General features: G+C 60.9%; 15 protein-coding genes. 3 read left to right on the top strand and 12 right to left on the bottom strand.

The genetic code is table 11. The features are described 5' to 3' along the window. Positions 1–36: 36 nt before the first annotated feature. The 4 genes from HX793_RS22945 to HX793_RS22930 all read right to left on the bottom strand — a co-directional run bounded on the left by HX793_RS22945 (position 37) and on the right by HX793_RS22930 (position 3,597). Positions 37–669, bottom strand: a complete 633-nt coding sequence (locus tag HX793_RS22945) for a hypothetical protein (RefSeq protein ID WP_177053148.1) — start codon at positions 667–669, stop codon at positions 37–39. A gap of 92 nt (positions 670–761) precedes the next feature. Next, complete coding sequence (locus HX793_RS22940) at positions 762–1,469, bottom strand: GntR family transcriptional regulator (protein WP_177053149.1); 708 nt, start codon at positions 1,467–1,469, stop codon at positions 762–764. 18 nt (positions 1,470–1,487) lie between these two features. Further along, entirely contained in the window at positions 1,488–2,189 is a 702-nt protein-coding gene (locus HX793_RS22935) for a FadR/GntR family transcriptional regulator (RefSeq protein ID WP_016980165.1), read from the bottom strand. Positions 2,190–2,271: 82 nt separating this feature from the next. Next, positions 2,272–3,597, bottom strand: coding sequence for a C4-dicarboxylate transporter DctA (locus HX793_RS22930; RefSeq protein ID WP_177053159.1), 1,326 nt, complete (start codon positions 3,595–3,597; stop codon positions 2,272–2,274). Between the two features lie 217 nt (positions 3,598–3,814). Between HX793_RS22930 and HX793_RS22925 the strand changes: the two genes are divergently transcribed. Further along, positions 3,815–4,444, top strand: coding sequence for a DNA-3-methyladenine glycosylase I (locus HX793_RS22925; RefSeq protein ID WP_177053150.1), 630 nt, complete (start codon positions 3,815–3,817; stop codon positions 4,442–4,444). A 134-nt stretch (positions 4,445–4,578) separates the two neighbouring features. Here HX793_RS22925 and HX793_RS22920 read toward each other — a convergent pair whose 3' ends face one another. The 3 genes from HX793_RS22920 to pdxR form a co-directional block, all read right to left on the bottom strand. After that, positions 4,579–4,980, bottom strand: coding sequence for a cupin domain-containing protein (locus tag HX793_RS22920; RefSeq protein ID WP_177096605.1), 402 nt, complete (start codon positions 4,978–4,980; stop codon positions 4,579–4,581). A gap of 96 nt (positions 4,981–5,076) precedes the next feature. Beyond that, the gene (locus tag HX793_RS22915) at positions 5,077–5,358 is read right to left on the bottom strand and encodes a putative quinol monooxygenase (RefSeq protein WP_177053152.1); all 282 of its coding nucleotides are present in this window, start codon (positions 5,356–5,358) and stop codon (positions 5,077–5,079) included. Between the two features lie 84 nt (positions 5,359–5,442). After that, entirely contained in the window at positions 5,443–6,876 is a 1,434-nt protein-coding gene (gene pdxR, locus HX793_RS22910; protein WP_016980160.1) for a MocR-like pyridoxine biosynthesis transcription factor PdxR, read from the bottom strand. Positions 6,877–7,031: 155 nt separating this feature from the next. On the opposite strand from pdxR, the gene HX793_RS22905 reads away from it, so the two are divergent. Next, positions 7,032–7,484 (top strand): carboxymuconolactone decarboxylase family protein, encoded by a 453-nt coding sequence (locus tag HX793_RS22905; protein ID WP_177060694.1) that lies wholly within the window; start codon positions 7,032–7,034, stop codon positions 7,482–7,484. A gap of 117 nt (positions 7,485–7,601) precedes the next feature. On the opposite strand, the gene HX793_RS22900 is transcribed toward HX793_RS22905, so the two are convergent. The 5 genes from HX793_RS22900 to HX793_RS22880 form a co-directional block, all read right to left on the bottom strand. Beyond that, on the bottom strand, positions 7,602–8,369 hold the full coding sequence (locus HX793_RS22900) for an SDR family oxidoreductase (protein ID WP_016980158.1): 768 nt from the start codon (positions 8,367–8,369) through the stop codon (positions 7,602–7,604). A gap of 9 nt (positions 8,370–8,378) precedes the next feature. After that, positions 8,379–9,446, bottom strand: coding sequence for a phosphotransferase family protein (locus HX793_RS22895; RefSeq protein WP_016980157.1), 1,068 nt, complete (start codon positions 9,444–9,446; stop codon positions 8,379–8,381). A gap of 129 nt (positions 9,447–9,575) precedes the next feature. Then, on the bottom strand, positions 9,576–10,529 hold the full coding sequence (locus tag HX793_RS22890; protein WP_177096608.1) for a 2-hydroxyacid dehydrogenase: 954 nt from the start codon (positions 10,527–10,529) through the stop codon (positions 9,576–9,578). Between the two features lie 53 nt (positions 10,530–10,582). Further along, positions 10,583–11,107, bottom strand: a complete 525-nt coding sequence (locus tag HX793_RS22885; RefSeq protein WP_177096610.1) for a cysteine hydrolase family protein — start codon at positions 11,105–11,107, stop codon at positions 10,583–10,585. A gap of 184 nt (positions 11,108–11,291) precedes the next feature. Next, on the bottom strand, positions 11,292–11,885 hold the full coding sequence (locus HX793_RS22880; RefSeq protein ID WP_177096612.1) for a TetR/AcrR family transcriptional regulator: 594 nt from the start codon (positions 11,883–11,885) through the stop codon (positions 11,292–11,294). 284 nt (positions 11,886–12,169) lie between these two features. Here HX793_RS22880 and HX793_RS22875 point away from each other — a divergent pair, with 284 nt between their 5' ends. After that, positions 12,170–13,447, top strand: a complete 1,278-nt coding sequence (locus tag HX793_RS22875; RefSeq protein ID WP_016980153.1) for an HAAAP family serine/threonine permease — start codon at positions 12,170–12,172, stop codon at positions 13,445–13,447. Positions 13,448–13,736 lie beyond the last annotated feature (289 nt).

Raw genomic sequence — 13,736 nt, 5'->3', positions numbered from 1 at the left:
AAGCCCCGTATCTTGAGATACGGGGCTTTTTTTTGCTCAGAAACTGGCGTTACCGAGGCAGGGCTGAATGACTCTTTTCAACCCGTTGTTGTTGGCAGGCAACAAGAACGTTGCGGTCAGCGGCTTGTCACCCTCTTTGGCGGGCGCTATTGAGAGTTTTAGTGTCTGGCCGCGCGAGGCATCGCTGGCCCAGTAGGCTAGTTCGTCGTGGGGAACAGTCGCATTGAGCGCAAATACTGTACCGATCTGGAATGCCCCGCCGTAGGTCCAGACGCCGTTTACCGAGTGTTCGATGCTCGTGCGTGTCGCCGTAGTGATACGCAACGGCCCATTGGCGCTCGCGTCTGGACCTTCGAAGGGGGTGACGTCAAAGTCTAGCGCCGACGGTGTGATCTGCAGTGCAAGGCTGGCGGTCGGGTTCTGTGGGTGACAGCTGATCTCAAGGCTGGCCTTGACGTGGTAGTCGCCGTAAGCGCTGCCACCGAAGGTGCGGGCGGTCAGCATCGGGCCATCCGCGTAGGGCTGTTCAAGCAACCACACGGGGGCTGCCGGGGTGATGATATAAGTCCCGGCAGTTAACGCGTCGCCGGCCCGTACATCGACACTGAACTGTGTGACGACCAGGCCAGTGACTAGTGCAAAAGTGAGGGGGTGCATAGTGCTATTCATCCGCGTTCAAGGCTATAGGAATGAATGCAATTCTGCGGTTCTATGACCGTCCGTGCTGTCGGTGATTTCGTAGATCAGCGTTGTAATTGCAGTCAGCCAGGGTGGGCCATCTGGCCATCGTGGCTCAGCAATTTGGCCTCCAGGTGATCCAGGTGTTGGGTCATCAGGCTTATTGCGCGCTTCACATCGCGTTGTTCGACTGCATCCACAATCGCTTCATGCTCTTGCCACGCGCAATAGGTGCACGCCTTCGCTTCGTACTGGGCGATGATCAAGGACGTTAACGGCACCAGGCTGTTGAGAAATTGCGCCAAGGGCGCGTTACGTGCCATCGCTGCCAGTTGCAGGTGGAATTCGCCGGAGAGGCGGATGGCTGGCCCGCGTTGGTCCCGTTCAATATGCTCACGCTCCCGCGCGATCAGTTCGCGCAAATGCCGGATCTGCGTCGATGTGGCCTGCGCGAAGGCCAGTTGCACCACAGTCATTTCCGTCAGGCGGCGGGCCTCCAGGATTTGGCGGGTCTGCTGTGCATCCGGCGCAGCCACCTGGGCACGCTGGTTGGGACGTAGGATGATCACTTGCTGATGGGACAGCTTTGCCAATACGCGGCGGATCACGCTGCGGCTCACCCCAAAGATCTCGCCCAGGCCTTCTTCGGTAAAGCGACTGGCCGGGGCGATACGTTGTTCCAGGATGGCGTCGAACAGGCGCGGGTAGATGTCGTCCACCGAAGGTTTTTTACCGGCGACCAGGCGCAGGGTCGGGAGGATCGGTTCGTAGTGCAAGGCGTGGGCGGTCATGGCCTGTCTCCAAAAAAATCAGCTGCCCAGATGGTCGTCCGGGATGTTCAAGCGAATGCCCATGCGCAGGCCTTCCTGAAGGATGTGCCGGCGCATCTCGGCACTGGCCAGGGCGCTGTTCTTGTTGCGGATGGCGCGCACCACGGCGTCGTTTTCCTGCAGGCGTTCGGCCAGGTGTTCCGGCGAGTTGCGCAGTACCTGGGCGCTTTGCTTGAGGGCGTTGCTGGTCTGTTGCACCACGTTCTGGAAGATCGGGTTGGAGGTGAGGGCGAACAGTTCTTCGTGAAAGCCGATGTAGGCGTTCATCCCGGCTTCGGCGTCGCCGGCGTCGAGGGCTTCACGCATGTCCATCAGGGTCAGGCGCAGTTGGCCGACTTCCTTGCTGCTGATGGACTGGGCCACCAGGCCGACGATGAAGGGTTCGAGGGTGTAGCGCAATTGCAGGATGTCTTCCAGGCTGGCGTCGGCCACGGCGTCGCTGGATTGCGGCTCGCTGACGCTGGTTTCCAGTACCACCACGCCTTTACCGGGCATGGAACGCACCAGGCCGAGGGTTTCCAGTACGATCACCGCCTCACGCAGGCTGGGGCGGCTGATGCCCATCTGTTCGGCCAGTTCGCGCTGACCGGGGAGCATTTCGCCCCGGCGCCACTGGCCACGCGCCAAGGCGGCGCGGAGTTTTTCTACCACTGAATTGACGACGGTTGAGGTGCTGATCACGTCTACCTCTCCTTTATGTTGCGAATACATTAGCGAGCATGGCGACTCTTAACTGTGGGAGCGGTGTCGCTCATGAAATCGGTCAGAACTCCTGATGCGCCGGCAATACCGGTTTCTTCGCCTGGAAGGTATACCCTTGCTGGCCGTCCAGCACCTTGTTGGCGCGCTGGAGGTCGATGTCTTTTTCCCAGCGGGCGATGGCCACCGTGGCGACGCAGTTGCCGATCAGGTTAGTCAATGCGCGACCGATGCCCATGAACCAATCCACCGCCAACACCAGCACCAGGCCCACCACTGGGATCGCCGGAATCGCCGTGAGCGTCGCCGCGAGGATCACCAGCGCCGACCCGGGAATGCCGTGGGCGCCTTTGGAGGTGATCAGCGATACCAGCAGGATGGTCAGCAGGTCCGTCATCGACAGCGGCGTGCCGGTGGCGTTGGCGATAAACACGATGGCCAGGGTCAGGTAGATGGAGAACCCGTCGAGGTTGAACGAGTACCCCGTCGGAATCACCAGGCCCACGGTGGAGCTGCCAATACCCAGATGTTCGAGTTTACGCATGATCTGTGGCAGCACGGCGTCGGAGGACGCGGTGCCCATCACGATCAGCAGTTCTTCACGCAGGTACTTGAGCAGCGGCAGCATGCGCAGGCCCGACAGGCGCATCACCAGACCGAGGATCAGCCCGACGAAGGCAAAGCACGTCAGGTAGAACAAGCCCACCAGGCTGCCCAGGTGTTGCAGGGAATCCAGGCCGTAGGTGCTGGTGGTGAAGGCGATCGCGCCAAACACGCCGATCGGCGCCAGGCGCACGATCATGCCCATGATGCGGAAGATCACATGACTCAATTCGTTGATCAGTCGCGAGATACCCGAGGCGGCTTCGCCCACCAGGTTCAACGCGCTGCCGAACAGCACCGAGAACAGCAGCACTTGCAGCACGTTGTTGTCGGCAAAGGCGCCGATCACTGAGTTGGGGATCAGGTCCATCAGGAACTGGCTGGTGCCGCGGATGTGTTGGCCCTTGTCGGCCAGTTCATTCAGGCCGGCGGACGACAACTGCTCCAGGTGGATATTGGCGCCTTGGCCGATACCGGTGCTGAAGGCCATCACCAGGCCGATCACCAGGGCAACGGTGGTCAGGACCTCAAAGTAGATCACCGACTTGAGGCCGATGCGCCCGACTTTCTTCAGGTCGCCGGCGCCGGAAATGCCACTGACCACCACGCAGAACACGATCAGGCCTATCAGCATCTTGATCAGCTTGATAAAGCCGTCACCCAGGGGTTTGAGTTGCGAGGAGAATTCGGGAAGGGCCAGGCCGCAGGCGATGCCGAGCATCAGGCCAATCACGACTTGCAGGAAAATCGAACGCGAGCACCATCTGAGCATGGGAGGGATCTCTATTCGGTGCCCTGGTGGTTCCAGGGCTTAATTGTTGTGGTCTTACCGGTAAGTCCAGTGCGCGGCCAGTCTACGCCCGGTATTTTTGAAATCACAAGCAATTATTTGGCGGTTGACAGGTCCCGGTCTGACCAGTTGGTCGGTGAGGGTGATGCTTGAGCGGTTGGCGCCGTGGAAATTTTTTCGCTTATCATCCGCCGCTCGGCACATGAGGTGATGGATGGACACACCAGGACTGACCACTGACGAAACCGGGCAGACCCACTGCACCTGGCGCACGGCTGCGCCGGAATACCCGCGTTACCACGACACGGAGTGGGGCGTGCCGGTGGCAGATGATATCCAGTTGTACGAGAAGATCTGCCTGGAGGGTTTTCAGGCGGGCCTGGCGTGGATCACCATCCTGCGCAAGCGTGAGCAGTTTCGGGTGGCGTTTGAGGGCTTTGATTTCAGAAGGGTGGCGCAGTACGGCGAGGCAGATATCGAGCGCTTGATGCAGGACCCGGGCATCGTGCGCAATCGGGCCAAGATCGTGTCCACCATCAACAACGCGCGCCGGGCCTGTGAACTGGTGGATGAGACGGGTTCGCTGGCACGCTGGCTGTGGACGTTTGAGCCCAGTGAAAACGAGCGCCCTGAGGTGGTGGACATGGCGTATTGGACGGGCAATCCCACATCACCGGCTTCGGTACGTTTGTCGAAAGCCTTGAAGAAACGCGGTTGGACCTATGTGGGCCCAACCACGATGTATGCGTTGATGCAGGCAATGGGGATGGTCAATGATCATTTGGAAGGCTGTGCGTGCCGGCCACAGATCGAAGACCTGCGCCGGCGATTCAAACGCCCCTAATACCTGACGAAACACAGTTCAAACTGTGGGAGCTGGCTTGCCTGCGATAGCGGTGGGTCAGCCGAAACATCTGTCACTGATACACCGCTATCGCAGGCAAGCCAGCTCCCACATTTTTACTGCGGTGTGGCGGATTAATGTGGCAAGGGGGTGAGTACTTCAGCCTTGTCATCCAGCACCATCACCACCAGCAACTTGGCCGGTTTTGTCTGGCTGGCATTACTCGATTCAAAGTGCCGCGAACCCGCAGGCTCGTAGAACGATTCTCCGACCTGGTAGGTCTTCGCTTTTTCATCATTCACCCGCGACGTGATCGCGCCTTCCAGCACATAGGCCACAGCAGTACCTGTGTGGCTATGGGGCACAGTGGCTTGTCCAGGGGCGTAATCGACGGTGAGCATGATGGTTTTCTTGCCGGGCACATTGGTCAAGGCATGTTCTTGCAGGACCTTGATCGACTCCTGGTTGTACACCGGTTCATGGGCAAAGGCGCTGAGCGAGGCGAGCATCAGGGCGGCGGCGAGCAGTGGTTTCATGGCGAAGTTTCCGAGTAGTTCGAGACCTCTTCACCCTACGCCGCAAGGCCTGGGTGACCAATGACCAATCCCGGCGAAGAGCAGGAGACCAATACCTCAGTGGTCGAAGTCCAGGCGACAGGCCAGGTGTTCACGGGTCAATTCGATAAAGCCTTGCAGGGCCGGTAATGCGAAGTGTGCGCTGAGCTGCTCGGCACAGGACCAGCGTCCCGTGACGGTCCACAGGTCGGGGTCTATCGGGTCGCGCTGCACCCCGTAATCCAGGCAGCCGGGGGCGGTGCGCACGGCGTCGGCTATCTGCTGCAGGCGCTCGCCCAGTTCCGCTGAGCGCCCGGCTGCCGCACGGACATGGACAGTGTTGAAGGCACAGGCTGGCATGGCGATGGTCTCCGAGGTCGGGGTCAGTGCACAGGCTAGAGCCTGGCGAAGCCAGGACCAATGACCAATCCGCCGGAAAATCCGCTAGCCAATCTGCTGGAGAATATCGCGCACCTTGTCCAGCGCCGGGTCGATGTCCAGGGTTTCGATGGCGCCAAAGCCGATGATCAAACCAGGGCGTACCGGCGCATCGTGGAAAAATACATCCAAGGGGTACAAACCCACTTCTACCCGGCGCGCCAGCTCCATCAACAACGGGATGTTCACCGGTACTTTGCACAGCGCCGCCATGTGGAACCCGGCCACCGTAGGCACCGCTTCGAACCACGGCGACAAGTCGCCCGCCAGACGTTGCAGGATGCGTTCACGGCGCCCGGCGTAGACCGTGTGGCAGCGACGGATATGCTTGAGCAAGTAGCCTTCACTGATGAACTTGGCCAGGGCCCATTGCGGCAGTGTGGAACTGTGCTGGTCGGTCAGCTGCTTGGCCTTGAGCACTGCGCCATAAATTGCGGGTGGCAGCACCGCGTAGCCCAGGCGCAGTTCTGGCAGCAAGGTTTTCGAGAAGGTGCCGACGTAGGTCACCACACCACGCGTGTCCATGCTTTGCAGGGAGTCGGTGGGCCGTCCTTCGTAGCGGAATTCGCTGTCGTAGTCGTCCTCGATAATGATCGCGCCCAGCTCGAACGCCCGCGCCAGCAAGGCTTCACGGCGCGGCAGGCTCATCGGCATGCCGAGCGGGAATTGGTGCGAGGGCGTCACGTAGATCAGGCGTGTGCCGTCGGGAATCCGCTCGACCTGAATACCCTGTTCATCCACCGGCACACTGGCGACGCTGGCGCCCATCGCCATGAACATCTGACGCGCGGGGCTGTAGCCAGGGTCTTCCATGGCGACAATGCTGCCGGGTTCCAGCACGACACGGGCGATCAGGTCCAGCGCCTGCTGTGCGCCGTTGGTGACTACGATGTCGCTGTCGCGGCAGTTGACCCCGCGTGAGAACGCGATATGCCCGGCGATCGCACTGCGCAGCGCCGGCAAACCTTCAGGCTGGCTGTAGAAACCGCTGTTCTGGGCGATGCGCCGCAGGGCGTCCTGGGTGCAGCGTCGCCATTCATCCTGGGGAAACTGGTTGCGGCTGGTGGCGCCGCCGATAAATTCATAGCGCAACGTGCTGTCGCGAGTGGGATGACGCATGGGCGAGGGCAGTGATTGCCACTTCGCCAGGTTGGCGGCGCACGCCAGGTCGGTGGCGGTTTGCAGGCGTTCGGTCTGTGGCGCACGGGCGTTGACGAAGGTGCCGCGGCCGGTCTTGCCGATCAGCAATCCCTCGTAGGTCAGGGTAGCGTAGGTATCCGACACCGTTTTGCGCGACACGCCCAATTGCTCGGCGAGCAAGCGGCTGGGCGGCAGCTGCGCGCCGGCCGCCAGGCGTCCGGAGCCAATGGCTTCACGCAACTGTTGATACAACTGTTCGGCCAGATCTTTGCGGCCGTTGATCACAACGTGCAGTTCCATGTCTTATTCCGGGGATTTACTTTGCGCCAAGCGTACGCGCGTGCGCGGCAGGCTCAAAATGGTCTCTGCAGAAACCGGCCGATTGGCTATAGGGCTTATGCCGTGTGGGTTCTAGGCTGGACAGTCATTGCACCCACCGCCAGAGAGCCGCCCCCATGGAACCCCGCCTGGATTACTACACCGCCTCGCCGCAGGCGCTTAAAGGCATGCTGATGCTGGAGGCGACCACCTTCGGCTTGTCCATCGAAAAGCCTTTGCTGGAGCTGCTCAAAATCCGTGTCTCGCAGCTCAACCACTGTGGTTTCTGTACGGACATGCACTCGATGGCGGCGCGTCAGCGCGGCGAGACCGAGCGACGTTTGTTCGCGTTGTGCGTCTGGCGCGATTCGCCGTTCTTCACGGCGCGGGAAAAGGCCGCGTTGGCCTGGAGCGAATCGGTCGCGACACTGCCGACCTCGACGGTATCGGATGAACTGTTCGCCGCCGTGCGGCTGGAATTCAGCGAGCAGGAACTGGTGGACCTGACCATGGCGGTGTCCAGCATCAGTGGCTGGAACCGCCTGGCGGTGAGTTTTCGGCAGCAGCCGCCGAATGCCTCACCTCTGTAGGAGCGAGCTTGCTCGCGAAGGTCGTCAACGATAACGCGGGCTGTCTGGAGGCTCGCGGTGGCCTGACTTTCTTCGCGAGCAAGCTCGCTCCTACAGGGTGGGGTGTCGTTTGTGAGATCAGGACAGGAAACCACCGTCCACATTCAGCGACACGCCGGTGGTGTAGCTGGATGCATCGCTGGCCAGGAACAGCACCGCGCCGGCCATTTCGCTCGGATCGGCCACGCGTTTGAGGGGGATCTGCGCCAGGGCCATTTTCAGGATCGCGTCGTTCTTTACCAACGCCGAGGCGAACTTGGTGTCGGTCAGGCCCGGCAGCAGGGCGTTGCAACGAATGCCAAACGCCGCGCATTCCTTGGCGAATACCTTGGTCATGTTGATCACGGCGGCCTTGGTCACCGAGTAGATGCCTTGGAATACACCCGGGGAAATCCCGTTGATCGACGCGACGTTGATGATGCTGCCGCCGCCGTTATCGCGCATCAGCTTGCCGGCTTCCACGGACATGAAGAAGTAGCCACGGATGTTCACGTCAACGGTCTTCTGGAACGCGCCGAGATCGGTGTCCAGCACGTTGCAGAACTGCGGGTTGGTGGCGGCGTTGTTGACCAGGATATCCAGGCGCCCGAACTGTTCGCGGATACCGGCGAACACTTGGGTGATCTGCTCCATTTCACCGATATGGCAGGCCACGGCCGTGGCTTTGCCGCCATCGGCGATGATTGCGTCGGCTACGTGCTGGCAGCCTTCGAGCTTGCGGCTGGATACGATCACATGGGCGCCTTGCTGGGCCAGCAACTTGGCAATGGCCTCGCCGATACCACGGCTGGCGCCGGAAACGAATGCGATCTTGCCATCGAGGTCGAACAGGTGGGTCTTGGACATAGCGGTTCCTTAAAGGGACGATTTGCTGATGACGTTCAGGCTCATCTGCTCCAGCAGCTTGTTCATGTGAATGAACTGCGCAAAGCGTTTGTCCTGGGTCTGGCCATGGAAGAAGCGGTAGTAGATCTGCTGCACGATGCCGGCCAGGCGGAACAGGCCGTAGGTGTAGTAGAAGTCGAAGTTGTCGATCTGGAGACCTGCGCGTTCGGCGTAGTAGTCGACGAATTCACGGCGGGTGAGCATGCCCGGCGCGTTGCTCGGCTGGCGGCGCATCAGTTGCACCGGCGCCGGGTCGGCCGCTTCGATCCAGTAGGCGAGGGTGTTGCCCAGGTCCATCAACGGGTCGCCGAGGGTGGTCAGCTCCCAGTCCAGCACACCGATGATCTGCATCGGGTTGTGCGGGTCGAGGATCACGTTATCGAAGCGGTAGTCGTTGTGCACGATGCTGGAGGTCGGGTGGTCGGCCGGCATTTTGTCGTTGAGCCAGGCGCGGACTGCTTCCCAGCGCGGCGCGTCGGGGGTCAGGGCTTTTTCGTAGCGGTCGCTCCAGCCACGGATCTGGCGTTCCACGTAGCCTTCCGGCTTGCCCAGGTCGGCCAGGCCGCAGGCGCTGTAGTCCACCTGGTGCAGTTCGACGAACTTGTCGATGAAGCTTTTGCACAGCGCTTCGGTCTTGGCGGCGTCCAGGCCCAGTTCAGGCGGCAGGTCAGAGCGCAGGATGATGCCGTTGACCCGCTCCATCACATAGAACTCGGCGCCGATCACTGACTCATCGGTGCAATGCACGTAGGCCTTGGGGCAATAGGGGAAGCCATCTTTGAGCTGGTTGAGGATGCGGTACTCGCGGCCCATGTCGTGGGCGGACTTGGCCTTATGGCCAAAGGGCGGGCGGCGCAGCACGAATTCCTGGCCAGGGTATTCCAGCAGGTAGGTCAGGTTGGACGCGCCACCGGGAAACTGGCTGATGGTGGGTGTGCCGCTCAGGCCCGGGATATGGGCCTTGAGGTAGGGATCGATCAGGCTGGCATCAAGTTCTTCGCCTGGGCGAATCTGGGTCGATTGGTCGTTCAGCGCCATGCTTATCCCTTCTGCTTATTCTAAAGGCCTTGGACTATTTCCTAATCTAATGCGCACAACCGCCCAGCGACAAGGTCGGGGCGGCTTAATAGGTTAGCGTGTTGGACGATGATCAGCGTGCCTGATCGGTCATTTAGTGGGCGGGGGCAGGGCGACCGGCGTGAGGACCGGGCGACCGGCGAAGTATTCCACCAGGTTGTCGGCCACACGCTGCACGGTGTCGTGGGCCGCTTCCGGCGACAGGCCTGCGACGTGGGAGGTGAGCACGGTATTGCTGAGTTTCTTGAGGGCGTCGGGCACTTGGGGTTCGTCGTCGAAAACATCCAATGCGGCACCACCGATGCGGCGTTGCTCCAGGGCGGCGACCAGGTCGGCGGTGACCACCACGCTGCCACGGCCAATATTGACCAGGTAGCCATTCGGGCCCAAGGCATCCAGGGCGTGGCGATCGATCAAGTGGCGAGTGCTGGCGCCGCCGGGGGTGGCGAGGATCAGGAAGTCCGAGGTGCGCGCCAGCTCCACCGCAGTGGCGCAGTAGGTGTAATCCACGTCATCGCGCGGCTGGCGGTTGTGGTAACTCACCTCCATGCCAAAGCCCAGGGCTGCACGCTTGGCGATTTCCAGGCCCACAGCCCCCAGGCCGAGGATGCCCAGTTGCTTGCCGCCCAGTGATGGGCGCATCACTTTCGGCCATTCGCTGCGGCGCACGGCGGCGTCGTTCTGCGGGATGCCGCGCACCAGCGACAGCAGCAATGCCATGGCGTGATCGGCCACCGATGGCGCATTCACCCCGGCGCCATTGGTCACGACAATCCCGCGATCGCTGGCGGCTTGCAGGTCTACGTGTTCGTAGCCGGCACCGATCACACAGATGATTTCCAGCAAGGGCAGGGCGGCGATTTCCTCGGCGTACAAGCCCAGCGGGCCACGGGTCAGCACGGCCCTGATCTGGCTGCCATGGGCCTTGATGGCTTCGGCGCGTTCGGCGGGTGTCGGCGCCAGGATCACATGAAAGTCATTACCCTCGATGATGGGCAGGTATTCGTTGATGGTTTCAACCAGGACCAAAACAGTAGCGGTCATCGGAAGGCTCTTCCTGAAGGGTTTGAGGGGAGGAGTATGCCGTATTTGAGCGATCAGAAGCTTATCTCGGCCGCGCGCGTACACTTCACAAACGCCCCGGCAAGGGTCGCATTGTGATGCTCGATAATCGCCTCGGCCTTGAGTGCCGGTGTGTCCATGCAGGTATGGCCGTCTTCCGGTAGCACCACCGAAAACCCCAGTTCCACGGCTACCCGGCAAGTGGTGTCGATGCAGAACTGGGTTTTCATACCGGCGATCACCAGGTCTTTGGCCTGCGCTGCTCTCAGTTGCTGTTCCAGATTTGTACCCAGGAAGCAGCTGGGGCGGGTCTTGTTGAACAGGTGATCGTGAGATTCGTCTACCTCCAGCCCATGACACAGTTGCCAGAGCGGGCTGCCGGCTTCTATCGGTGAGCCTGCTGGCCCGGTATGACGGGCGACGAAGATCGGGGCGCCAGCCAGGCGTGCACGCTGAATCAGCAGGTTGATAGTGGCGAGCACGCGTTCGCGCTCGAAGGGCTTTTCCGGGCCATCGTATAAGCCGGTTTGCATGTCGATGATCAGCAGGGCGTCAGCCATGGTGTTGCTCCTTGTGGTTGCCGAACGGGCGGAGCAATAAAAAGGCCCCGTCCATTGCTGGCGGGGCCTTGGGTTGAATCTGTGAAGTGTCTAGCTCAGGCACTCACAGCCACCGCGCGACCCGCCGGAAGCGGTCGTGGTGGTGGTGCGGGTGAGGCAGCGCTGGAAAATGTTCATGGCCCGATCATGCTGGGGCAGAGGAAGGGCTGTCAACGGCCAGTAGGGAATTTCGTGCAGCAGCCAGGAATTCATCCGACAGGTCATTGCCACGTGTTGCACGCGCCAGGGTCACTGCGCCGATCATCATCGCGTAGTTGGCCAGCATTGCCTGGCGATCTCCCTCCTGTAGCTGCGCAAAGGCTTCTAAGGACTTCTCGACGCCATCAATAAAGGCGTGCTGCAAGGCGGTGTCGGCGGGCTCATGGCACATGTCCGGGGCGAAGGCCGAGACAGGGCAGCCATCGCCAGGGTTGTCGCGATGGGTGGCTGTCAGATAAGGCCCCATCACGGCCTCGCGGGCAGCCTGCTGATCTTCACTGCGATCGATTTTTGCCTGCCAGCCCAGGTTCGCCTGCTCGAACGCCTGCTGGCAGGCTTCGGTAGCCAGGGCTTCCTTGGAGGCGAAGTGCCCGTAGAAGCCGCCGTGGGTCAGGCCGGCGGCGGCCATGACGTCCGACAGACTAATGCCGTGCAAACCGCGTTCGCGAAACAGATGAGTGGCCGCCTCGACGATGATTTCGCGATTGAGTTCGGCTTGTTTGCGGGAAACGCGAGGCATGGCAGGGCTCTCTGGATAAACGGCGGATGCTGGATGAAAACTACAGGATCACGTGCGATTCTAAAATAGATTTGTGCGGGAATGTATATTCCGCATTCAGCCGCACGCCCCGAATACCGCCGTATACAGGTGCCCCTGCGGGCCTGCACCGCACCACCGTTCCTCAGCTAAGTCTTTGCTTATTCACAAGAATCCCGGACAATCCGGCCCCTTCTATGGTCGGGGCGCTGCCTGTCAGGTTTTTCTGACTCGTCCCGGCCGTGTAAATGCGGAGATCCGACCGGATGAATGATCAGGCCAATAGCGTCGACGAACGCTATGCAACGACACCTGCAACCCTCACAAGCTGGAGCCGCCAGGACACCACCTGGATGCTTGGCCTGTTCGGCACCGCCATTGGCGCCGGTACGCTGTTCTTGCCGATCAACGCGGGCCTGGGCGGCTTCTGGCCACTGGTGATCCTCGCGCTGCTGGCGTTCCCGATGACCTTCTTCGCCCACCGTGGCCTGACCCGCTTTGTGCTGTCCGGCCGTGAAGGCTCCGACATCACCGACGTGGTCGAAGAACACTTCGGCATCAAGGCCGGCGCGCTGATCACCTTGCTGTACTTCTTCGCGATCTTCCCGATCCTGCTGATCTACAGCGTGGCGTTGACCAACACGGTCGGCAGCTTCATGGAGCACCAACTGCACATCATGCCGCCGCCACGGGCGCTGCTGTCGTTCGTGCTGATCCTCGGCCTGCTGGCCGTGGTGCGTTGCGGTGAGCAGGTGATCGTCAAGGCCATGAGCTTGATGGTGTATCCGTTTATCGTCGCCTTGCTGTTCCTGGCGGTGTACCTGATCCCGCACTGGAACGGCGGCATCCTCAGCACCGCCAGCCAGGTCCCTGCGCCGTCCGCGTTGCTCAATACCTTGTGGCTGGCGATCCCGGTGATGGTGTTCTCGTTCAACCATTCGCCGATCATCTCGGCCTTTGCGGTGGACCAGAAGCGCCAGTACGGCGTCCACGCGGATGAGCGCAGCTCGCAGATCCTGTCGCGCGCGCATCTGCTGATGGTGGTGATGGTGCTGTTCTTCGTGTTCAGTTGCGTGCTGACCCTGTCGCCGGCGCAGCTTGCCGAGGCGAAGGCACAGAACTTGTCGATCCTGTCGTACCTGGCCAATCACTTCAATAATCCGACCATCGAGTTTGCGGCACCGTTGATCGCGTTTGTGGCGATTGCCAAGTCGTTCTTGGGGCATTACATCGGTGCGAGTGAAGGCCTCAAGGGGCTGGTGCTGAAGACTGGTCGTCGTCCTGAGGCCAAGCGTCTGGACCGGATGACGGCGGCGTTCATGTTGGTGGTGTGCTGGATCGTTGCCACGTTGAACCCAAGCATTCTCGGGATGATTGAGGCGCTGGGGGGGCCGATCATTGCTTCGATCCTGTTTCTGATGCCGATGTATGCCATTCGCAAAGTGCCGGCCATGGCCAAGTACCGTGGGCAGGCGTCCAATGTGTTTGTCACGGCGGTGGGGTTGGTGGCGATTACTGCGGTGGTTTATTCGTTTTTTGCTTGAGGCTGGTGTGGTCTGTCTGACTGCACCTTACTTGCGATAGCGAGTGTACATATCCGTTGCTGCGGTAACGGCCACTTAGGGTTCCGCTCTTACAGCGGCTCACTTTTGGAAAGACCCAAAAGTAAGCAAAAGGTCTTCGCCCCAACACTCGGTGCCTCGCCTAGGCTCGGCATGCCCTCACTCCGGCTTTGGAGCGTGGGCCGCCGCGATGGGCCATCCTTGGCCCAGCGCGGCTAACCCGGCGTCCTGCCGGGTTACCCACGCTCCAAAGCCTGCGTTCGGCCAGCGT

The organism is Pseudomonas reactans (genome assembly GCF_013387025.1).
Lineage (GTDB): Bacteria > Pseudomonadota > Gammaproteobacteria > Pseudomonadales > Pseudomonadaceae > Aquipseudomonas > Aquipseudomonas reactans.
The sequence above is the reverse complement of the archived record's forward strand: the minus strand, read 5'-3'. Positions and strand labels throughout refer to the sequence as shown.